This window comes from Sodalis sp. RH20 (assembly GCF_047324205.1).
Taxonomy (GTDB): Bacteria; Pseudomonadota; Gammaproteobacteria; order Enterobacterales; family Enterobacteriaceae; genus Acerihabitans.
On the sequence record NZ_CP178733.1, the window covers coordinates 3,271,442 to 3,291,899 of the forward strand.

A 20,458-nucleotide genomic window follows, 5' to 3' on the forward strand; every position below is an offset into this window, starting at 1 on the left:
CAGCTCGCGTCTTAGCGCTCGCGCAGCTGCGGCGCGGCGAAACAGCGGTTTTCCAGCACCGGCAATACCCGCCGCGCGTGGGCGACCCGCTCGGCATCCAGCTCGGCGAACACCAGCGCCGGCGCTTCGGCGGCATGGGCAATGGCAACGCCCAGCGGATCGACGACCATGCTGTTGCCGATGTTGCGCTCGCCGCATTCTCCCACCGCCACCATATAACAGGTGTTCTCCAATGCCCGCGCGGTGACCAGCACCTCCCAGTGCATTTCCTTCAGCGGCCCCTTGACCCAGGCGGCAGGCAGCACCAGCACCTGGGCGCCATCCAGCGCCAGCCGGCGCGCCAGTTCGGGAAAGCGCACGTCATAGCAGGTCATCAGCCCTACTTTCATGCCCGCCACGTCCACCAGCGGCGGCACCTCGCTGCCGGGCGTGACGTTTTTCGATTCCTGCACGGCAAACGCGTCGTAAAGATGCAGTTTGCGATAGCGGGCGATAATTTCGCCGTGGCGAATAGCGATCAGTACATTAAACGCATGCCCGTCGCCGGTGGGCGTGTGCACGCTCATCATGGTGGTAAGCTGGGTGCCCCGGCTGGCGGCGCACAACTTGCTGACAAACGGCCCGTCCAGCGGCTGGGCCGACTTGAGCACTAAATCCGGGTCGGCGATATCCCGCGCCAGGATGCCCTCGGGCAGCACCAGCAAATCCGCGCCGCCCGCCAGAGCGCGGTCCATCAGGTCGAGGCAGGTTGCTAAATTGGTTTCCCATTCCCGGCTCACTGCAAATTGTCCTAATGCGACTTTCATTGTCCGTCCTCCTGCAGATTATGATAATGGGTAAGGAAAGAGTTCCGTCGGCGTAAGGCAACGTGACGTCAGTCCCTGCTCAAAAAGCTCAGCGGCAAAGTCCGCCACCATCCGCTGGTTGGCGTCAAAACCGTTTCGATTCCAGTCCGCCGGCAGGTCGCGTGCGGTACGCGCCAGATCGTCCATCAGCCAGGGCGTGGTATCGGCATACTTGACCCGCTTGTCGTGCCACAGACGGGCCGACTGCGTAATGATATCGCTCAGCGCCTGGGGCAGCTCCGGATGGGCTTGCGCCAGCGCCGGCTTGATGCCCAGCACATGGATTCCCGGGATATACCCCACCGCGTTAAAATAATCGAGTTCCGCCTGGCGAAAATCCTCCTGCAACTGGCGCAGATCCGAGGCGGGGGAAAAAAATCCGTTCGGCATAAAGGGAGTGAATACCGCGTCCAGCTCCCCCGCCCGTAATAAGGTCAGCAGCGGCCGCTCCCCGGGCGCGGCCTCGATACGCCCCGTGCGGCCGAAGCCGGCCAGGCGGTCGACCACAGGATGATCGTCTGTCAAACGGCCCACATACCAGGTGGCGTCATCGATACCCACCCCTTCGCGCTTCAGCAGGGTACGGGTCCAGGTATTGCCGGAATCCTGCCAGCCGGTCAGCCCGATACGTTTGCCGCGCAGTTGTCCGAGGGTGGTCAGCGGGCTGGTCTTGGTGGTGATGATGCAGCGTTGCCGGAACCCGCGCATCAGGAAGTGCGGCAGCGCCAGCAGGGAATTATCGCCGCGGGCGACCGCCTGGGCATACCGGCTGAACGAGACTTCGCCTGCGTCAAAGTCGGCGCTGGTGGCGATGGAGTCCACCAGCGTGCCCACGCGATGGATTTCCAGGGAAAAACCTTGCGGCCTGAGATCGCCCAATGCCAGGGGAGTAAAATAATCCCAGTCCCTGACCGCCAGCCTGATAGTGTATGCCACGTTGTTCCCCCATGCCGGCGTGCTTTCTTTTACCGGACATTAACAGTTGTAGACCATTTTGGTTTCGATTGATTAATTTCGATACTAAAACCACTTTGTTCAATGTACAATGTTAACTTTGTTACTGTACAAAGTTTATTCTTATGGATAATGCTCTTGAGGCCGGCTGGCTGGCCGAACGCATCCAGGATCGGACGATTAAAGGTATTGCGCTGGCGACCGCGGCGCTTATCGGCAGCGGCGCCATTGCCGTAGGCGTACAGCTGCCGGCGGTGCGCGAACTGGCCGGCCTGCTGGATGTCAGCCCGGCAACCGTATCCGCCGCCTGGGGGCAGCTGCGGCGGCAAAAAGTCATCGCCGGCGCCGGGCGCAACGGCGTATGGGTGTGCGGCAATATCGTCACGCCGCGGCCGGTGCGGTTCGAGGCCATCGGCAATTTCGGCGACAATATCATGGCCGACCTGACCCTGGCCGCGCCCGATCCGGCCTATTTGCCGGATCTGCGCGAGGCGCTGCTGCGCGGCGGGAGGGCGATAAACCTCAACAGCTACCGGCGCGAACCGATAAGCCAGGTATTGCAACAGGCCATCGCGCCGCGCTGGCCCTATCCCGCCGAGGCCTACCTCGCGGCGGACGGCGGTTTTGACGCCATGTACCAAACATTGCAAACCCTGATTATGCCCGGCGCCACGGTGGCGATTGAAGATCCCACCGCCACGCGGTTGCTGGATATGCTGGATAATGTGGGCGCGGACATTATCGCCGTCCCCTGCGATGGGCAAGGCCCTACCCCCGCGGGGCTTGAGGCGGCGCTCAGGCGTAGTCCGGTAGCTTTTATCTACCAACCGCGCACCCATTCCACAACCGGCCATACGGTTAGCCGGCAGCGCGCCGACGATATGGCGCATTTACTGCGCGCCCGCGCGACGCTGATAATTGAGGATGACGGCATCGGCGAGCTGTCCGCGCATCCGGTCCACAGCCTGGGCAATATTTACCCGCAGCGTACCGTGCATGTACGTTCATTTTCCAAAGCCTATGGCCCGGATTTGCGGCTGGCGGTTATCTCCGCTTCCAGTGATATCATCCGGCGTATTCAGTCGGTACGTAACTTCGGCGCCAGCTGGACCAGCAGGATATTGCAGGAAGCGGTGGCCTGGATGATGGCAGATGGCATTACCCAGCAGACGCTTGCCGCCGCCCGGCATTGTTATGCCCAGCGCCGCCGGGCGCTGTTGCGCGCGCTGGCGCAGCGTGGGGTGGTGTTGCCGGATCGGGACGGGCTGAGCATCCAGATCCCGGTGCCGTCGGAGCAATATGCCCTGGTGACGCTGGCGGCTCACGGTATCGCGGTGATGCCCGGCAAACGGCATAGTATCGGACCCAGTCGCTTTATCCGGGTATCGACGTCCCTGCTGGAAGCCGATCGGGTCGAGCTGGTGGCCGATGCCATTCAGTTGGCCTGCCGCCATGGCGACGACAATACTGTTCAGTAAAGGAAAGTAATGTATAATCGCGCCAGGAGATGACATTCCTCCTTTAACCGCCGTTTTTGGCTGATGATGTCTACGTTTACCTGCTCGGGTTGGGGGACGTAGTCATTGTGTTCGCCCTGCTGAGTTTTTCATTCCTTAAATTAATTAAAAAGGTTCTTATGTTTACCCTTTTATCAGCCGTGTTTATTGGTGGGGGGATCGGCAGCGTATTGCGCTGGTGGCTCAGCCTGAAGCTCAGCGGCAGCGGTTTTGCCATTCCTGTCGGCACCTTGGCGGTTAACTTGGTCGGCGCCTTTATCATCGGCCTGTTTATGGCGTTGTTTCTCCGTCTCACTCATATCGACCCGTTCTGGAAACTGTTTATCACCACCGGCTTTTGCGGCGGCCTGACCACTTTTTCTACCTTTTCGGCGGAAGTGGTTACCCTGATGATGACCGGGCAGATGCTTTGGGCGGGGGTGAATATTCTGCTGAATCTGGTCGGTTCGCTTGCCATGACGTTGTTGGCGGTGGGATTGGTGAATCTGTTCGGCCCGCCGGTGCCGTTATAAGGTGGCACACTCTCCCTTTGACACGCTCGTTGCAGGATTTGTGTTAGCGGGCCTACCGGCGCCATGGGGCCTCGGTCGGGCGGGAAAACCACGCCCGATTCAACCCCATTGGCACGCTCTCCCTTGAACACGGCTGCATTGCGTTCTGTGTTGGCGGGCCTGCCGTGCCATGGGGCGCTCGGTCGGGCGAAAACCCCACGCCCGATTCGGCCCCATCGGCACGCTTTCCCTTTAACACGCCTGCATTGCGTTCGGTGTTGGCGGGCCTACCGTGCCATGGAGCGCTCGGTCGGGCGAAAACCCCACGCCCGATTCAACCCCATCGGCACGCTCTCCCTTGAACACGCCTGCATTGCGTTCGGTGTTGGCGGGCCTACCGTGCCATGGGCCGCTTTCCCTTTAACACCTTGTCGCTCAGTTCGGCGATTACGGGATTTCAGGCATAAAAAAAACCCGCATTAAGCGGGTTTTTCAGAATACTGGCTATCTTAAATAGCTGTAACGTCAGCAGCCGATGGGCCTTTGGCGCCGTTAGTGATTTCAAATTCAACGCGTTGGCCTTCGGCCAGCGTTTTGAAACCATTACTCTGGATGGCGGAGAAATGAACAAACACGTCTTTACTGCCATCTTCAGGAGTAATGAAACCGAATCCTTTAGATTCATTGAACCACTTAACGCTACCTTTAATCTTAGACATCAAACTTACCTTTCAATAAATGATAGACACAAACTCTGTGTCGGGTAGTAGTACAGCAAGTGGCAAGCCCTTTGTCCAGCTTAAGATCGCTAAAACGTGACAAGAAATAGTAAAATAAGATTTTAACCAGGCATCAGCCTGCTATTGCATATTATAAACCAGGGAAACCGCCGTCTTGGTATCGGTGTGTTTCGGCGCGCTATCCGGCGTGGTGCTGTTATAAGTGACATCATAGGTCATCTTCAACGCAAAATGGCTATTGATGGCCACGCTCAGCCCGGTTTCGGAATTCGCCGTGATATCCTCGTTACCAAGAATGGAAACGCCCTGGATAAATTGCGTGCTGTCGGTCAGCTGATAAGCATAAGATGCCGCACCGTAGGCCAATGCCTTGGTCTGGCGACCGCCGCCCTGGAATTCATCGTGCCTTACGCCGGGACCCGCTTCCAACCGCAGGTGGCTGACCGGTCCGTTCAAGACCTGCCGGCCATAACCCGCGGTCAGGGTTGAACGCGAGCGATAACCGTTGAAACGATCGCTTAACCAGCTGCCCTGCGTAAACAGGAAATTATCATCATCCAAATTATGACGCGCACGCGCACCGGCCTGATACTTTTCCGAAGAGCGTTCATCATCGGTTGAGTTATTTGCCGCTTCGGCCCAGATACTGTAGGCATTGGTCGGCTGGAACCAGGTCATGGTGCTGCTTGCCGCCAGTGAAGAACTGGTGGAGTTGCCGGACTGCGCGTTGTAGCCGGCTTGAAGATTGCCGTCGAAACTTTTTTTCGCAGTGGAAGGATCGTCCAGCGCGGTAAAGATATCCGTATCAGCAAAAGTCGAAAAACTAGCCAGGGACATTCCCAGGATAGTCAGAAGCCATACTGCCCGAGAGCGGCCATTGCGTAACATAATTTACCTATCAAATGATTTTGAGGTTTTTAAACCAGCGAGTAACGAAAGGCTGATAGTGTAACGAATCGACACGGCAGGTGTACTGGTAATTTTTTGTAATATTGGTAACAAAAATTAATACACCGCGGTTTTCTTATCACCCGCCTACGGGTCCCCAGCCGGGATAAACACAAAAAAACGAGTCTTTTCAGCGTACTTATAAAATAAATTTTAGTATTTTGGCACTGATTTCGCACTCTTGGCGCTTACAATGGATCCGGACTATATTTTAGGATTAATCCTAAAAGAAGCCATCTCACTGTCGCCGCAGCATATTGTCGTCAACACCGCCTTCTCGGCAACAATTATCGCTTTTGCTCTACAAAAATTAACTTTTAAGCAACAAATAAATTGCGCTTATCATCGTCATCCAGAATAGCGCGCTGAATAGGAAAACCATTGCCCAGGCCCTATAGTGCGTAATATGCATTTTCGCGGATCCATGAACTCATGATATTAAAGCCGCTAGTATAAGAACATCCGCAGGGCGCGATGGCAGGATAAAAGAGGTGAATTGGCGTTATTTCAAACGATCGGCCTGCGTCACCGGCCGGGAGGCAAAACTGACGCCGTGCCCGGCCACGCCGCACTTATATATAGAGGGACAATTCGCCCAACGGACGCGTCTTAAAGCGACGGTGCATCCAGAGGTATTGGTCAGGCGCGCGCATGATTTCCTGTTCGACGATTTTATTCATATAGCAGGTTGCGGCCATTTCATCGTCCAGCGGATAATTTTCCAGCTGCGGCTGGATCAGCAGACGGTACCCCTTACCGTTCTTTTTACGGATCAGCACCACCGGCACCAGCTTCGGCTGTGCCAGCCGGGCCAGCGTATAGGTGCCGCGGGTTGTAGCCGCCTGGTCAACCGCGAAGAAAGGGGCAAAAATACTGCCGCGCGGGCCATAATCCTGATCGGGAGCAAACCAGACCGTTTCGCCCTGCTTGAGCGAATGGACCATGCCGCGTAAATCCTTGCGGTCCAGCATCGCCTTGTTGGACCGCATCCTGCCCCAGGTTTGTACCAGTTCCATGGCTTTATTATTATGGGGACGGTACATGGCCATCATCGGCTGGCACAGCCCCATGGCGCGTCCGCCCAGCTCAAGGGACATAAAATGGATGCCGATGACCATAACCCCCTGGTTATGTTCGTTCGCCCGCTGCAGATTGTGCAGGCCGAAGACGTCAAACCAGCGTTTAACGCGGGCATCCGACCAGAACCAGGCCATGCCGGTTTCCATTAAGCCCATGCCGGCGGAGGTGAAATTATTGATGATAGTCCGCTCGAGCTTCTGCTTATCCATATTGGGAAAACAGAGTTCCAGGTTACGGCGCGTAATCGCGGCCCGGCGTTTTAGGAATGGCATCGATAAACGGCCAAGCCAGCCGCCCAGGGTATGCAACACCGGATAAGGCAGCTGCACCAACAGGAAAAGCACTCCCAGGCCGAACCAGGTCAGCCAGTAACGCGGGTGGAGGAGCGAAAGCGAAAATTTTTGCGGGTATGCCATTTCATTGATTCTTCATAAAGTTGTTGGGAACACCATTCAAGGCGCTCCATCAATCCTGGTCCTGATCGTTAAGCCAATAATCGCCGGATGCTATCAGCGCGAAGATCTCATGGTTTATTGCTAAAGGAGGCGAAGAGCGGCATTGACGGCGACCTTAAGCATCCCACCAAGCGCGCGGGCAAACCAAAACAGGTATTCTCAGTCATCAGACATCCGCACAGGAGGTAACGATAAAAGGCGCTTATTTTCTTAGGCTGCCCAGCCTAGCGATTCTGCAGATATATTACCATACGCCGGCGGCGGATTTACCAAAAATGACAATAGGTTATCTTCCCGTCCCGCCTGGCCGGACATAATTGATAACGATTACAGGCGAAAAACCGACATTCAGTCGCCACGGTTTTCCGCCTCAGACCGTCACGGCAAGCCCCCTGCCCCTACAGCGGTCCGCCTAAGATGGTGTCGGCCAGGCCGGTAAGAATATTTTCCCCGGTTTCATTTTCCAGATCTTGATACCAGCGGCGGGTGGCCTGGGGATCTTTGCCATGGGTAATATCGCACCGCTTGCGGGCTTTCAGCACCAGCGACCTGACCCGCTCCACCCGCTTTTCCTGGTAGCGCAGCAGGGCATCTTCAATGCCCAGAGAATGCGTGCGCAGCGCCAGCGCCAGCACCACGGCGTCTTCCATCGCCGCGCAGCCTCCCTGCCCGATGTCAGGCGTGGTGCTATGGGCCGCGTCGCCCAGCAGGGCCACCCGACCGCGCGTAAAGGTGCTGAACGGCTCGATATCATGGATTTCCACCCGGTTGACGCCCAAGGGATCCAGCTGCGTTATCAGCCGCTGCACTGGCGCGCACCAGCCGGCAAAATACTCGCGTAAAGCTTCCCGCGCCCGGCCGCGCTCCTGTTCCAGCCCTTTTGGCAGCGGCACGTCAAAAAAATAATAAAAGCGCCGGCCCGCCACCGGCATCAGCGATACCCGCTTGCCCTGGCCGACAAACGTGGTCCATTGGTTAGCCGGCGCGATGTCCTCGTCGACGGCTACCAGGCCGTTCCAGTTGACGTAGCCCGCATAGCGCCGCGCCACCCGGTGGCCCAGCACATAATCCCGCGCCAGAGAGTGGGTGCCATCAGCACCGATAAGCAGATCGCCGATAGCGGCGCTGCCGTCCGCAAACCATGCCGTTACCTGGGAGCCATTATCCTCAATGCGCGTCAGGCGTTTATTGAGAAAGACGCGCTCGCGGCCGAATTCATCCAATAACATGGCTTGCAGCTCGGCACGGGCGGTGGGATACGGGAACTCACCGACGCGCTCCACCAGCGGGCGCAGGGGAAAACGGGTCAGGATTCGCCCGGTACGATAATCCGCGTATGCCATAGTGGCCATATCGCCGCCAAGGGCTTTTATCTGTGGGCCAAGACCCAAAAAATTCAGACATTTAACACCATTAGGCCAAATGGAAATGGCCGCCCCCACCGGCTTGATATCCGTGACCGCTTCATAGATTTCGGTTTGATAGCCGACATTGCGCAGCGCGATGCCCGCGCTGGCGCCCCCCATCCCCGCACCAATGATAATCGCTTTCATCGTAATGTCCTTTTATTGGCAAGCCCTCCTTCGTGGAAGCAATTTGAATGCCATTATTATAATTTATTGACTTTAAATAATTTTATTCAAATTTAAATTTTAGCCACCTCGACACGGCCCTGGTTTGCACTATGGGAGACCGTTTACGGTTGCTGGCCAGAAACCCCGGCCGGGGTGATTTTTGCACGGGCCTTTATATATACTCAGTATTTATTTATACTGAGTATATAAAATACCGACAGAGAGGTGTAACCCGCGCGTCCGCCAGGGAATCACGCGCACGCCAGGCGACCGCACATTGCCAAAAGCGCCACAGACCTGCGTACGCAAATCCGTCTGGTGCTGCCAGGCTTTTTTACCGTCAACGCACATACCCAAGGCCGCGCCTTGCGTTTTTCCAGGGGAGTTTTCTATGAAAGCAGTGCAATTCAGCGCATACGGCGGTCCCGAAGTCCTGCAGGTGGCGGATATTAACGAACCCCACGCCGGTCCTGGCCAGGTGCGGATTGCCGTCCGGGCCGCCGGCGTCAACCCTTCGGACGGCATGAAGCTTCGGGCCGGCTGCTGGCGCGGCCGGCCTATTGCGCTGCCTTCGGGCATCGGTGTCGAGGGCGCGGGCGTGGTGGATGAAGTCGGCGAAGGCAGTACCGACGTTAGCCTTGGCGATGCCGTCTTCGGCTACGGCATTAACACGGCGGCGCAATACGCGGTTCTGACCCATTGGGCCCACAAGCCCGACGGCCTGCCGTTCGCGCAGGCGGGTGGTTTCCCGGTGGTGGTCGAAACCGCGACGCGCATTCTTGCGCAGATTGGCGTGAAGGCCGGCGAAACGCTGCTGGTAAACGGAGCGGCCGGTGGCGTTGGTTCCGCGGTAATCCAATTCGCGCGTTACCGCGGGATCATCGTCATTGGCACCGCGAGCGCCCCGAAGCATGAATACCTGCGCGGGCTCGGCGCCGTCCCGACAACCTATGGCCCGGGCCTGGTTGAAAGAATCGGCCACATCGCGCCGGCCGGCGTCAATGCCGCACTCGATCTGGCCGGCCCGGGCATCCTTCCCACGCTTCTCGCGCTGGTCGGCGATCCTTCCCGCGTTCTGTCCATTGTTGATGCCACCGCGCCGCTGCACGGGGCGCAGGGATCTTTCGCGCCACAGAACCATCCTGAACGGGTCTTGTCCGAAGCGGCGCGGCTGTATACGGAAGGCGTGTTCCGCATGCCTCTGGATAAGACGTTCCCGCTTGAAGAAGCCGCAGACGCATATAAACGCAGCGCCGCAGGACATGCCACGGGCAAGCTGGTGATCACCCTTGGTTGAATGGCCTTAAGGAAGATGGGATGCAAAAAGGGCCGGAACCGGCGGCGCGCCGGGGTGTTGAAGCAGTGGCATTAGGGCGTGCGGGTTAAGAACCCGCACGCCGGCTGCAGCATTAGCGCGCCATAACGCCTGCATCGGCGCTATGGGAAGCCATAGCCGCCGATGACTATTTTTGCCGTCTTTCCACGCCGCTGGCCTTCTTATGGGTCTTAGCCGGCTGCGGCTTGGCGACGGCCTCATCGGCAAAGGCATAGTCGCCATCGTGATAAACCACAAAGGCCTGGCATTCAACGGTCGGCTTTTGCACGCGATGCAGCGTTAAGCGGCTGAATTTCATGACGCCGTCGTTTACGGTCACCGTGCTGTACTCGTTCTTGACATTGACGTTGTACAGATTGTCGCCGCGCCAGGTCAGCTTGCCCCGCCGCGCGATGGTGCGCTGCCATTGACGGCAATCAAGGGTGTCGCCCGACCGGGTCACGATAAAAGTGGCGATGGCGGCCGGATCGGCCAGCTCCTTTTGCGGCCCGGTGGTCATCCACACGCCGGCCACGTCCGCAGGCGCGGCGGTTTTGGCCGCAGAGGGATAGTCGGTATAACCGGCGCACCCGCTCAGGGTCAATGCCAGCAGACCCCAGACACAATTTTTCGTCATACCCATATCCTTATTAAGTCGAAGCGGAATTTTAGCATTAAAATTCGCGAAGACATAAAAAAACCCCGACAGAGTCGGGGTTCGGAATCTTTGGGTTGGGTTAGGGTTACTTGACTGCTCCGGCCTGGGCCATCATCGCTATCGCAAGAACCTTACCACAGCCTCAGCTGTATATTACAGCGCAACGACGTTAGTTGCAGACGGGCCTTTCTGGCCTTGTTCGATGTTGAACTCGACCTGTTGGCCTTCGTCCAGGGTTTTGAAATCATTGCTCTGGATTGCAGAGAAGTGAACGAACACATCTTTGCTACCGTCAGCAGGGGTGATGAAACCAAAACCTTTACCAGCATCAAACCATTTTACTGAACCGGTCATTTTATTAGACATTGTTGTTTCCTTTTAATAGGGCCGCCATAAGGCGATTGTGGTCTGCTTGTCAGGATTTACTTATGGGAGCACTAGAGAAGGAAATTCCTCGGAGATACGGTATCTTGAAATATCGTCTTTACCGGAACAACTTTACTAAAATGACATTCATAAATAGGTCTGTACTACAAACCGATGACGCTATTTACACATAGTGCGATGGTGATAGCAAGCACTTTTTCTATTATTAATTTTTCAACCACTAAATGTTGCATAAATGAATATATATGCTAAATACACCGAAACGAAGCCGTGCAAATCATTAATAAGCAAGCTAAAAATAATTTATCGCACGCCACGGGATAACAGAACGCTCGTGGCCAAACGGCCTCTTTCGCTGTGGCGGTGAACACTTTTTTTAGTTGAAAGCCTGAAGGTTGCTGCAGGATAAACAAACGCAGTAGGGACAACAGCACTGACTACCAGACCTGAAGAAGTGCCCCCGAAGGGGTAGTTCATCAGACGGCGATAATTTGATCCGCGACGATGGAATAACCGCCGTTCCACTCCATGCGTCCGGTAATGGTCAGACGTTCCCCACGTAAATGCGCCATCAGTTCCAGCGCCATGATGTCGAAGCCGACCACGGTGAGGGGATACGAGCTGCGCTTATCGCTTTCCGCCAGGATGGTCGCTTTTACCATAGGGCGGCCGGTGTTGCCTTTGATACGGCTCGGGGACTTGGTAATGACGCCTGACAACGTTGTGGTGATGGGTTTGGTGTTGGTTTCGATAGGTTGCTGATTACTCGAATTCATGACAGGTATACCTCCGCATTTTCATTTTTCGCCTGAAACAACATTCTATTTTACCTGATTACACACCGTTTGTGTGAGTGATTGTGTAAGTATCGCGCAGAATTATGCCGATAAGGCGGCTGATCCGCCGCTGCAGGGGACAAGATGAAAGCATTTACCCGTCGCCTGCACTGTGCCTGCGCATGCTGTATCCCCGCCCGGGCTGGACTAACGGACGGGGCAGGATAATTATGCACGGTATTTTTCCAGTAAGGCCAGGGCAATGGCCTCGGTTTCAGCGTCCGCCCGACCGGAAAAATTTGCGGGGCGGAAATGCATCTGGAATGCGCTGATAACCCGGATGGTTTCCTCATCGGCCTTGCCATGGAGCGGCAGGCTGTAACCGTATTTAATTAAGGCGCGCTGGATGTTAGCCACCGGCGCGTCAGCTTCCGGCGCCCTGCCCGCCAGATATTTATCCACTACGTGTTTATCTGGCCAGGCGCCGATGCCGCGCTCGGCCAGTTGGGCCCAGGGGAACAGCGGGCCGGGATCGGTTTTCCTCAGCGGTGCGATATCGCTATGCCCCACCACGTTATCGGGGCGTATCTGGTAGCGCCGGATAATATCTTCAGCCAAACGCGCCACCAGCTCGACCTGTTCGGGGGCGTAGGGATACCAACGCTTCCCCGCGGCCGATTCGGTGAAACCCGGATTGACGATTTCGATACCGATAGAGGTATCGTTAAGATTGCTACGCCCGTTCCATTCGCTTATCCCTGCATGCCAGGCGCGCTTGTCCTCCGGCACCAGCTGCTGCGCCACCGCCTTGCCGTTGATCAGCGGGGGGGCGGACGAAACCAGATAATGCGCGCTTGCCGTGCCCCGGGTCAGCAAAGCCAGCGACGCCCCATCATCAACGGCGGTATAATGCATAACCAGATAGCGCACTCTCTCATCCTGGCTTGACGACGCGATAGACGTATCGACTCCATAACGGCCGCGATCGGTTATCCCCGCCCTGTCGGCGCAGCCGGAGAGCATCAACGCCACCGCCAGGGACCGGCCCGCGAAAGATTTTTTATTTATCACCTTGGTCTCACCTTAAAACAAAAATCTTAGCCTTCCCGTCCTTAACTCCGCCTAAACACTATTTGATATGGCCGGTTAATCCCGTTGCCAATCCCCTTGTTACTGAAGTCTCCACCCGATAAAAAAGAAGGGTGAAGCGATTATCATTGTGATAACCAATTGGGAATAAACTCCCGCAGATAGAGAAAAAATTTGACTTTATTCAGCATTAGCCACTGCCGATTTAACCTATCCACTACGGGAATATTAATTTTCACCTTGCCGCCTTTTCCTGTGAAATGTTATTAACGTTATCCCCGGCATGTTTTTTCGCACTATCCGTAACCAGCGATGGCAACGTCTTTATTATTCCAGCATAGAATGATTTTCATCATTGGCATCTTCACTTAAAAGTCATTTAAATCATAATATTACACTTTTTGGCATAGATTAAATTTCCTATGGCAGCGATAAGAAGGCGCGACAGGACTTTATGATTTGATTATTTGACTTAAGTTAATTTTTTTATTTATTCTTTATACGCTATCGCCATCATTTTTTATGACGCCAATATAAAAAAATAATAATTACGATTTTCAGGCTAAAGAATTCTCACCTTAAGCCGTTAATCCTACTGGCAAGACATATTAGCCAGGCTTGATCAATTCGCCGATCAATTTTATCACCAGAACAATGATGAAGCGGCAACGATGAAAATTAACATTCTTTTTACTTTATTTCCTTTGTTGTTATCGGCATGTACCGGTGTCGGCCATTACAAAGTTGATCAGACCGCGGAAAATAAAGCGGACTTCCATTTTATCGGCATTCCCGTCCTGGCGGGAGCCATCGGCTCCAGCTTTCCCCTCACCGCGAAGTACAGCCTGACCGCCGGACATGTAGCGAAGATGATGATGGTCAAGGTAAAGGCTTACAACCCTCTGTGTGATGTGGCCATTATCTACCACGATAATACCGGACGCGCCTTGCCCAAGCTTGAGACGGCGGGCAAAGGCGATAAACTCAGACTCTATGGGTACAACGCCTATACCGCGATGCCAACCTCTTCAAGCGGCGTGTTAAAGGAATTCGGCTGGTGGGATAAACCCGGCACCAGTTGCCTGGTCGGCCTGAGCGACGCCGGCGGCGTGCCGGGAATGAGCGGCGGTCCGGTTTATGCACAGGATGGCGCGATAGTCGGGGTTTTCACCGCGACGCATCCCAAGCGGAATCAGACGATGTTCGTTCCCTACCAGGAAATTGCCGGCTGGGTCACCCGGGAAACCAAAAGTTAACGGCTATCATCGATTGCGCCACCGTACTGACACAGGCGGCGCCCCATCATTCTCCCGCCGTCTGACGCCCTTTCCTCGTTAGCGCCTACCGCCGTTATGGCCGGGAAGGGTTGCTCATTATTTAACAAAGCATTCTCACTAATTTCATAACATTTGATATGAAAAGCCTTGACGTGCACATTCCCACCCTTTAATTTCGTAACGTTAATTACGAAATTAAAGTATCTCCTTATACGGAACCACAACCGGGATTTTCCCTTAACTTACAACCAAGGTGACAGCATGAGTCAATCACTCCAAGGTAAGATAGCGTTGGTCACGGGCGGCAGCACCGGAATCGGACTGGGCATTGCCAGGCAGTTTATCAATGAAGGCGCGTTTGTCTTTATCACCGCGCGCCGCCAGGCGCAGCTGGATGACGCCTTGGCCGAACTGGGTTCTAACGCCTTCGGCATCCAGGCCGACGTCGCCGACCTCGGCGCGCTTGATAACCTTTTCGCCCGCATCAAGGAACACAAGGGACACTTGGATATCGTGGTCGCTAACGCCGGCGGCGGTGAGCTACTCGGGCTGGCCGATATTACCGAAGAACACTACGATCGCACGTTCAATATCAACGTGAAAGGGGTGCTATTTACCGTACAAAAATCGTTGCCCCTGCTGGCAAAAGGCGCGTCGGTGATCCTTACCGGCTCAACCACCTCTGCTATCGGTGGGAAAAACTTTAGCGTCTATAGCGCGACAAAAGCCGCCATCCGTAATTTTGCCCGCAGCTGGATACAGGATCTGGAAGGACAGGATATCCGCGTTAACGTCTTAAGTCCCGGTCCGGTCAAAACACCGGGATTGCTGGGCCTGGTGGAGTCCGATCAGCAGCAGGCACTGGTGGACAGCTTCGCGGCGCTGGTGCCCCTGGGAAGAGTGGGCCACCCGGATGAAATCGGCAAGGCGGCAGTATTCCTCGCCTCGGATGCGGCAAGTTTCGTCAATGGCGCCGAACTGTTCGTCGACGGCGGCCAGGCGCAAATCTGACACCCGCCAACACCGAACGCAATGCAAACGTGTTAAAGGGAGAGCGTGCCGATGGGGTCGAATCGGGCGTGGGGTTTTCGCCCGACCGAACGTCCCATGGCGCGCTAGGCCCGCCAACACCGAACTCAACTCAGACGTGTTCAAGGGAGAGCGTGCCGATGGGGTCGAATCGGGCGTGGGGTTTTCGCCCGACCGAGCGCCCCATGGCGCGCTAGGCCCGCCAACGCCGAACGCAATGCAAACGTGTTCAAGGGAGAGCGTGCCGATGGGGTCGAATCGGGCGTGGGGTTTTCGCCCGACCGAGCGCCCCGTGGCGCGCTAGGCCCGCCAACGCCGAACTCAACTCAGACGTGTTAAAGGGAGAGCGTGCCGATGGGGTCGAATCGGGCGTGGGGTTTTCGCCCGACCGAGCGCCCCATGGCGCGCTAGGCCCGCCAACACCGAACTCAACTCAGACGTGTTCAAGGGAGAGCGTGCCGATGGGGTCGAATCGGGCGTGGGGTTTTCGCCCGACCGAGCGCCCCGTGGCGCGCTAGGCCCGCCAACGCCGAACTCAACTCAGACGTGTTAAAGGGAGAGCGTGCCGATGGGGTCGAATCGGGCGTGGGGTTTTCGCCCGACCGAGCGCCCCATGGCGCGCTAGGCCCGCCAACACCGAACTCAACTCAGACGTGTTCAAGGGAGAGCGTGCCGATGGGGTCGAATCGGGCGTGGGGTTTTCGCCCGACCGAGCGCCCCATGGCGCGCTAGGCCCGCCAACACCGAACTCAACTCAGACGTGTTCAAGGGAGAGCGTGCCGATGGGGTCGAATCGGGCGTGGGGTTTTCGCCCGACCTAGCGCCCCATGGCGCGCTAGGCCCGCCAACACCGAACGCAATGCAAAGTTGTTAAAGGGAGCGCGGGTTTGCCGGCCATGCCCGCATGGCGGTATCCACCACGGCGCGAGCTTCATGCGCCGAAATACCCTCCTTGGCCTTAATGGACAAACCATACAGCACCGTGGCAAAAAAGCCGGCCAATGCGCCGGCATCTGTCTGCGCCGGGACGTCGCCCTCGGCGATACCCTGCGCGATGCGCCGGCACAGCGCGCGCTCCGTCTCCTGTCGGGCCTCGTTAACGATTTTCCGCACCGGCTCCGACGCAGCGGAACAGTTGATAACCGAGAGGGCCAGCATGCATCCCGGCGGCGTACTGGTATCGGCAATACTCTCAACCGCCTGGCTCAATATGCGTTCAACCGCCGCCCGCGCGGTCTTTTCCTTCAACGCCTCGGCCTGATACCGGGCCGGACCATCGATATAACGTGCGATAGCCTCCAGGAACAGATGCTCTTTATCGCCGAAAGCACTATAAACACTGGGCGTGGTAACCTGCATGACCTTCAGCAGCTCGGCCATGGAAGTGGACTCATATCCGCGCAGCCAGAACAGACGCATCGCCCGATCCAATACCGCCTCGCGATCAAAAGAGCGCGGCCGGCCGCGCGGCTTGCCTGCAGAGGGTTTTAAGGTTTTCATAACGATCGATTCTAAATTATCGCCGCCGCCACGGCAAGCGACAGATAACACCCGGCCCCGCGTTTAAACGCTAAGGACAGCGGCATATTCGCCGCCCGTCTCCCCGGCGCCGACCGAGGCAAAATAGTGCGGCATCTCACCCGCTATTATGATCAATATCTCACAACCGTGTAATAAATAATGCTTATATAGTGGCAAGCGCGAGTATTACTCGCCGACAACAATAATTACATAATCCTATTTATTAATTAATCTGATGCATACACAGCCATATTATCATCCTTTGTCATGGACGGGGGGCTGGCTTTTTTCGCCGTTGCCGGAACATTTTATATTAGGAATAGCACCGCAGGCGCCTGGCCATCATGACTAAAGCCAACGTCTATTATGGATAACCTATACGACGCGTGCTTTATTAAAACTATTTAATATGAATATAACCCTACGCATAATTTCGCCTATGCCGTATAAAGTCAAAAATAACAGAGGTGCATAATGACCAGAATATCACTCATCATTGCCGTCTCCCTGGCGGTCCTGAGCGGATGCGCCGCCAACCGCACCTCATCCGGCGATACCTTCACCGCCGCGCAGGCCAGGCAGATCCATACCGTCACCTACGGCACATTAATTTCCGTACGCCCCATCACGATACAGGGCGGTAATGGCGAAAACGCTGCCGGCACCATCGGCGGCGGCGTTATCGGCGGCTTTTTAGGCAACACCATCGGCGGCGGATCGGGCCGCGGCCTGGCCACCGCCGCGGGTGCCGTAGGCGGAGCGGCGGCAGGCTCGGGGATACAAAGCGCCGCCAATCGCAGCGCGGGCGTAGAGCTTGAAATCCGCCGCGACGACGGTTCGACGATTATTGTCGCCCAGGCACAGGGCCCCAGCCAGTTTTTTGTCGGACAGCGTGTCGCCATTGCCTCGGGCGGCGGCAGGGTCACGGTTTCACCACGCTAACCCGGCCACTGCCCCACTGCCGGGGCGATGTCGTTTTATAGGGAGTTATCATTATGCTTTTGCGCATGTTCCGCCGATGGATGGTCCGTTTGCTCATGGTTGCGGTTATTCTCGGTCTCGCTGCGTTTGCCATCAGGATCTATGAGACCGAACGCGGTCCGGAACTCCAGCTGTGGCACACGTACGTGCCACAGGATATGCACGCCGATGAGATTGATAAGGCGACCTGGGCCGATTATATCGCCGCCGAGAATAAACTCTTCCAGTCCGTGCGGGAAAATGTAACGGATAAACTGGATATCAGCCAGCAGACACCCTTAAACCGCTATTTTTCCGGCAGCCCGATTTTCCCCGATCGGTTTGCCACTAACTGGAACCGTTCTTATATATTGATGCCGGAGGGAACGCCCAAGGGGGCGGTGGTATTGCTGCACGGCCTGACCGACACGCCTTATAGCCTGCGCCATATCGCGGAAAGCTACCGCCGGCAGGGTTTTGTGGCCATCGGCATCCGTATGCCCGCGCACGGCACGGTGCCCGGCGCGCTGACCGATGTGCGATGGGAAGACTGGATGGCGGCTACCCGCCTGGCGGTACGCCAGGCCAGGGTGCTAGGCGGCGATGCGCCGTTACATATCGTCGGGTTTTCCAACGGCGGAGCGCTGGCCATGAAATACGCGCTCGACGCGCTGGAGAATCCGCACCTGACGAAACCAACACGGATCATTTTGCTATCGCCCATGATAGGCGTAACCCGTTTTGCCCGCTTCGCCGGCGTGGCGGGGTGGCCGGCCCTGTTCCCCGCGTTCGCCAAGGCGGCCTGGCTGGGTATCGTGCCCGAATTTAACCCGTTTAAATATAACTCTTTTCCGGTCAATGGCGGCCGGCAATCCTTTGAGCTGACACGCGCGCTACAGCAGCAGATCACCCAGGACGCCGCGAATAACCGCCTGGACGCCTTGCCGCCTATCTTGGCTTTCCAGTCGGTAATGGATTCTACCGTCAGCACCCGCGCCGTGATTACCGCGCTGTTTGAGCATCTGCCCGCGAACGGCAGCGAAGTGGTGCTGTTCGATTTGAACCAGGCAGAAAGCTTCGGTCCATTGCTCCGCACCTCCTCCTACCTGGCGCTGTCGCGCCTGTTACCGCCGCCGCCGCGCCGCTATACCACCACCATCGTCACCAATGTCTCCTCCGATAGCCTTGATACGCTGGCGCGCACTACGCTCGCCGGCCAGACGGAAGAGTCGACCGAGCTGTTGGGCATTCAGTATCCGGCGGATATTTTTTCCCTCTCGCACGTGGCGCTGCCCTTCCCGATGAACGATTCGCTCTACGGGCGCTTTCCGCAGCCGAAGGATCAATATGGCATCAGTCTGGGCGCGTTTGCCGCCCGCGGCGAAAGGGCGGTGCTGGTAGTAGGTTTGGACTCCTTAATGCGGCTCGCGTCCAATCCCTTTTATCCCTATATGTTGAAAAGGATTAACGCCAAAATTGTTATGGACGCGCAATAAAACCGATTAGCGCGAAGCTTATTCCCTTTTACCTGATCGGCGCCCGCGGCAGGCGAACAGTTTTTATTGGTAATAACGGTAAGCCGGCGTTTATTTATCGGTAAGTTTAACGTTCTCTTTATAACCAGTGTAATGAAATAGTGAAGTGTGAATAGCATCTCGATTTCCAAAAATATAACTTATGAATTAATGAGTGTGGAAATAATGTCAAATAAACAATATGTGGTGTTGTTTAATATCGCTGCGTTTCTGTCCACCGCCATGACGATATTGCCGTTATCGGCCGCGCCGCCTCCGGCTGTTACCATCGCGATTATTGAGCAACGGGCGCCGCAGCGCGTCCATTATTACCTGGGGCGCATCGAGGCCATCCAAGCGGTGGATGTGTTGACCCGCACCGAAGGGTTTATCGCCCGCAGGGAGTTCGCCGACGGACAATTGGTCACGGCTGGCGAAGTCTTATTCGAGATCGATCCCGCCCTGCACCAGGCCTCGGTCGCGCAGGCCCAGGCCCAAGTGGACAGCGCCAATGCCGGCGCGCGGCACGCCCAGGTCAATCTGACGCGGATACAGCGCCTGGGGGAACAGCGATCCGTAAGCCGCGCGGATGTTGATGCGGCGGTGGCGCAGCGGGACACCGCCAACGCGGCGCTGTCACAGGCGCAGGCTACCCTGCGCCTGCAGGAACTGCAGCTCGGTTTTACCCGCATCCTTGCGCCCATCGGCGGGCGCATCGGCCACAGTCATTTCAATACCGGCAGCCTCATCAACCCGGCGAGCGGTGCGCTGGCGCATATCGTCCAGCTTGACCCCATTCGGGTGGCGGTGGCCATCAATGAACGTGACTATATCACCGTTGCCTACCGGCATACCGGCGACGCCGAAGATCTGTCCGCCAGCGGTTATACCCCCCGCCTGCAATTGGCCAATGGCCAGGAGTATGCGGAACCCGGGGTTTTTGAATCGGTGGATAACCAGATTGACAGCCAGACCGGCACCATCACCGTGCGGGCGCGTTTTGCCAATCCCCGTCATCTGCTGCTGCCCGGGGGCGTGGTCAACGTCGCGCTGGTGGCCGGCCCCGCGCAGCCGGTGGTCATGGCGCCTATCGCCGCGCTACAGCAGGACCGGGAGGGTTTTTTTGTCCTGGTGGTCGACGGCCGCCAGCGGGTGGAAGTGCGTAGGGTGGTTACCGGCAGCCAGTTTGAGCAGGAATATGAGATTAAAGAAGGATTGACCGCCGGTGAACGGGTTATCGTCGACGGCTTGCAGCGCGTACGGCCTGGCATGGAGGTCGACGCCACCCTTGCCGCCCCATCAATCGATACCTCAAGGTAAGGGACGCG

Annotated in this window: 20 protein-coding genes and 1 riboswitch; of the genes, 9 read left to right on the forward strand and 11 right to left on the reverse strand. The window is 56.6% G+C overall.

The genetic code is table 11. The features are described 5' to 3' along the window. Positions 1-11: 11 nt before the first annotated feature. A complete protein-coding gene (locus ACL2XM_RS15140; protein ID WP_413731176.1) occupies positions 12-806 on the reverse strand; it encodes a deaminated glutathione amidase in 795 nt (264 codons plus the stop codon). 18 nt (positions 807-824) lie between these two features. Next, positions 825-1,781: a nitrate ABC transporter substrate-binding protein gene (locus ACL2XM_RS15145; protein ID WP_413722285.1), complete on the reverse strand. Its 957-nt coding sequence runs from the start codon at positions 1,779-1,781 to the stop codon at positions 825-827. Positions 1,782-1,924: 143 nt separating this feature from the next. Between ACL2XM_RS15145 and ACL2XM_RS15150 the strand changes: the two genes are divergently transcribed. Continuing rightward, a complete protein-coding gene (locus ACL2XM_RS15150) occupies positions 1,925-3,277 on the forward strand; it encodes an aminotransferase class I/II-fold pyridoxal phosphate-dependent enzyme (RefSeq protein WP_413731177.1) in 1,353 nt (450 codons plus the stop codon). 16 nt (positions 3,278-3,293) lie between these two features. Beyond that, a riboswitch (Fluoride riboswitch) is annotated at positions 3,294-3,357 on the forward strand. Between the two features lie 78 nt (positions 3,358-3,435). Next, on the forward strand, positions 3,436-3,828 hold the full coding sequence (crcB, locus tag ACL2XM_RS15155; protein WP_410016113.1) for a fluoride efflux transporter CrcB: 393 nt from the start codon (positions 3,436-3,438) through the stop codon (positions 3,826-3,828). A 488-nt stretch (positions 3,829-4,316) separates the two neighbouring features. Here crcB and cspE read toward each other — a convergent pair whose 3' ends face one another. Then, the gene (gene cspE, locus ACL2XM_RS15160; protein WP_331118480.1) at positions 4,317-4,526 is read right to left on the reverse strand and encodes a transcription antiterminator/RNA stability regulator CspE; all 210 of its coding nucleotides are present in this window, start codon (positions 4,524-4,526) and stop codon (positions 4,317-4,319) included. 141 nt (positions 4,527-4,667) lie between these two features. After that, positions 4,668-5,435, reverse strand: a complete 768-nt coding sequence (locus ACL2XM_RS15165; protein WP_410016114.1) for a YdiY family protein — start codon at positions 5,433-5,435, stop codon at positions 4,668-4,670. A 253-nt stretch (positions 5,436-5,688) separates the two neighbouring features. Between ACL2XM_RS15165 and ACL2XM_RS15170 the strand changes: the two genes are divergently transcribed. Further along, entirely contained in the window at positions 5,689-5,856 is a 168-nt protein-coding gene (locus ACL2XM_RS15170) for a hypothetical protein (RefSeq protein ID WP_413731178.1), read from the forward strand. A gap of 211 nt (positions 5,857-6,067) precedes the next feature. On the opposite strand, the gene lpxP is transcribed toward ACL2XM_RS15170, so the two are convergent. Together lpxP and hpxO are read right to left on the reverse strand one after the other, a co-directional pair. Continuing rightward, complete coding sequence (lpxP, locus tag ACL2XM_RS15175) at positions 6,068-6,991, reverse strand: kdo(2)-lipid IV(A) palmitoleoyltransferase (RefSeq protein WP_410016115.1); 924 nt, start codon at positions 6,989-6,991, stop codon at positions 6,068-6,070. 437 nt (positions 6,992-7,428) lie between these two features. Then, positions 7,429-8,583 carry an FAD-dependent urate hydroxylase HpxO gene (hpxO, locus tag ACL2XM_RS15180; RefSeq protein WP_413731180.1) on the reverse strand — a complete coding sequence of 385 codons (1,155 nt, stop codon included), beginning with the start codon at positions 8,581-8,583 and terminating at the stop codon, positions 7,429-7,431. Between the two features lie 412 nt (positions 8,584-8,995). Between hpxO and ACL2XM_RS15185 the strand changes: the two genes are divergently transcribed. Then, positions 8,996-9,901, forward strand: a complete 906-nt coding sequence (locus ACL2XM_RS15185; protein WP_413731181.1) for an NADP-dependent oxidoreductase — start codon at positions 8,996-8,998, stop codon at positions 9,899-9,901. A gap of 166 nt (positions 9,902-10,067) precedes the next feature. Here ACL2XM_RS15185 and ACL2XM_RS15190 read toward each other — a convergent pair whose 3' ends face one another. The 4 genes from ACL2XM_RS15190 to ACL2XM_RS15205 all read right to left on the reverse strand — a co-directional run bounded on the left by ACL2XM_RS15190 (position 10,068) and on the right by ACL2XM_RS15205 (position 12,763). Beyond that, complete coding sequence (locus tag ACL2XM_RS15190; RefSeq protein ID WP_410016118.1) at positions 10,068-10,556, reverse strand: hypothetical protein; 489 nt, start codon at positions 10,554-10,556, stop codon at positions 10,068-10,070. A gap of 174 nt (positions 10,557-10,730) precedes the next feature. Continuing rightward, entirely contained in the window at positions 10,731-10,943 is a 213-nt protein-coding gene (gene cspA, locus ACL2XM_RS15195; RefSeq protein WP_131864725.1) for an RNA chaperone/antiterminator CspA, read from the reverse strand. Between the two features lie 497 nt (positions 10,944-11,440). Next, positions 11,441-11,740, reverse strand: coding sequence for a hypothetical protein (locus ACL2XM_RS15200; RefSeq protein WP_410016119.1), 300 nt, complete (start codon positions 11,738-11,740; stop codon positions 11,441-11,443). 228 nt (positions 11,741-11,968) lie between these two features. Beyond that, a complete protein-coding gene (locus tag ACL2XM_RS15205; protein ID WP_413733227.1) occupies positions 11,969-12,763 on the reverse strand; it encodes an N-acetylmuramoyl-L-alanine amidase in 795 nt (264 codons plus the stop codon). Positions 12,764-13,500: 737 nt separating this feature from the next. On the opposite strand from ACL2XM_RS15205, the gene ACL2XM_RS15210 reads away from it, so the two are divergent. Both ACL2XM_RS15210 and ACL2XM_RS15215 read left to right on the forward strand, forming a co-directional pair. Next, positions 13,501-14,085, forward strand: a complete 585-nt coding sequence (locus ACL2XM_RS15210) for a trypsin-like peptidase domain-containing protein (protein WP_413722280.1) — start codon at positions 13,501-13,503, stop codon at positions 14,083-14,085. A 282-nt stretch (positions 14,086-14,367) separates the two neighbouring features. Then, positions 14,368-15,117, forward strand: a complete 750-nt coding sequence (locus ACL2XM_RS15215) for an SDR family oxidoreductase (protein ID WP_413722279.1) — start codon at positions 14,368-14,370, stop codon at positions 15,115-15,117. A gap of 888 nt (positions 15,118-16,005) precedes the next feature. On the opposite strand, the gene ACL2XM_RS15220 is transcribed toward ACL2XM_RS15215, so the two are convergent. Next, complete coding sequence (locus tag ACL2XM_RS15220) at positions 16,006-16,635, reverse strand: TetR/AcrR family transcriptional regulator (protein ID WP_410016122.1); 630 nt, start codon at positions 16,633-16,635, stop codon at positions 16,006-16,008. Between the two features lie 495 nt (positions 16,636-17,130). Between ACL2XM_RS15220 and ACL2XM_RS15225 the strand changes: the two genes are divergently transcribed. From ACL2XM_RS15225 to ACL2XM_RS15235, 3 genes are all read left to right on the forward strand, one after another. Further along, complete coding sequence (locus ACL2XM_RS15225; RefSeq protein WP_413727064.1) at positions 17,131-17,598, forward strand: glycine zipper 2TM domain-containing protein; 468 nt, start codon at positions 17,131-17,133, stop codon at positions 17,596-17,598. Between the two features lie 80 nt (positions 17,599-17,678). Continuing rightward, positions 17,679-19,112, forward strand: a complete 1,434-nt coding sequence (locus ACL2XM_RS15230) for an alpha/beta hydrolase (protein WP_413723407.1) — start codon at positions 17,679-17,681, stop codon at positions 19,110-19,112. Positions 19,113-19,373: 261 nt separating this feature from the next. Next, positions 19,374-20,450: an efflux RND transporter periplasmic adaptor subunit gene (locus tag ACL2XM_RS15235; protein ID WP_413723406.1), complete on the forward strand. Its 1,077-nt coding sequence runs from the start codon at positions 19,374-19,376 to the stop codon at positions 20,448-20,450. Positions 20,451-20,458 lie beyond the last annotated feature (8 nt).

What these genes read in the sequence shown, in the direction of transcription:
- ACL2XM_RS15220 (WP_410016122.1), bottom strand. Translation starts at nt 16,635, where the DNA reads ATGAAAACCTTAAAACCCTCTGCAGGCAAGCCGCGCGGCCGGCCGCGC.
- ACL2XM_RS15170 (WP_413731178.1), top strand. Translation starts at nt 5,689, where the DNA reads ATGGATCCGGACTATATTTTAGGATTAATCCTAAAAGAAGCCATCTCA.
- ACL2XM_RS15235 (WP_413723406.1), top strand. Translation starts at nt 19,374, where the DNA reads ATGACGATATTGCCGTTATCGGCCGCGCCGCCTCCGGCTGTTACCATC.
- ACL2XM_RS15225 (WP_413727064.1), top strand. Translation starts at nt 17,131, where the DNA reads ATGACCAGAATATCACTCATCATTGCCGTCTCCCTGGCGGTCCTGAGC.
- crcB (WP_410016113.1), top strand. Translation starts at nt 3,436, where the DNA reads ATGTTTACCCTTTTATCAGCCGTGTTTATTGGTGGGGGGATCGGCAGC.
- hpxO (WP_413731180.1), bottom strand. Translation starts at nt 8,583, where the DNA reads ATGAAAGCGATTATCATTGGTGCGGGGATGGGGGGCGCCAGCGCGGGC.
- cspA (WP_131864725.1), bottom strand. Translation starts at nt 10,943, where the DNA reads ATGTCTAATAAAATGACCGGTTCAGTAAAATGGTTTGATGCTGGTAAA.
- ACL2XM_RS15215 (WP_413722279.1), top strand. Translation starts at nt 14,368, where the DNA reads ATGAGTCAATCACTCCAAGGTAAGATAGCGTTGGTCACGGGCGGCAGC.
- cspE (WP_331118480.1), bottom strand. Translation starts at nt 4,526, where the DNA reads ATGTCTAAGATTAAAGGTAGCGTTAAGTGGTTCAATGAATCTAAAGGA.
- ACL2XM_RS15190 (WP_410016118.1), bottom strand. Translation starts at nt 10,556, where the DNA reads ATGACGAAAAATTGTGTCTGGGGTCTGCTGGCATTGACCCTGAGCGGG.
- ACL2XM_RS15165 (WP_410016114.1), bottom strand. Translation starts at nt 5,435, where the DNA reads ATGTTACGCAATGGCCGCTCTCGGGCAGTATGGCTTCTGACTATCCTG.
- ACL2XM_RS15185 (WP_413731181.1), top strand. Translation starts at nt 8,996, where the DNA reads ATGAAAGCAGTGCAATTCAGCGCATACGGCGGTCCCGAAGTCCTGCAG.
- lpxP (WP_410016115.1), bottom strand. Translation starts at nt 6,991, where the DNA reads ATGGCATACCCGCAAAAATTTTCGCTTTCGCTCCTCCACCCGCGTTAC.
- ACL2XM_RS15200 (WP_410016119.1), bottom strand. Translation starts at nt 11,740, where the DNA reads ATGAATTCGAGTAATCAGCAACCTATCGAAACCAACACCAAACCCATC.
- ACL2XM_RS15210 (WP_413722280.1), top strand. Translation starts at nt 13,501, where the DNA reads ATGAAAATTAACATTCTTTTTACTTTATTTCCTTTGTTGTTATCGGCA.
- ACL2XM_RS15150 (WP_413731177.1), top strand. Translation starts at nt 1,925, where the DNA reads ATGGATAATGCTCTTGAGGCCGGCTGGCTGGCCGAACGCATCCAGGAT.
- ACL2XM_RS15230 (WP_413723407.1), top strand. Translation starts at nt 17,679, where the DNA reads ATGGTCCGTTTGCTCATGGTTGCGGTTATTCTCGGTCTCGCTGCGTTT.
- ACL2XM_RS15140 (WP_413731176.1), bottom strand. Translation starts at nt 806, where the DNA reads ATGAAAGTCGCATTAGGACAATTTGCAGTGAGCCGGGAATGGGAAACC.
- ACL2XM_RS15205 (WP_413733227.1), bottom strand. Translation starts at nt 12,763, where the DNA reads ATGCTCTCCGGCTGCGCCGACAGGGCGGGGATAACCGATCGCGGCCGT.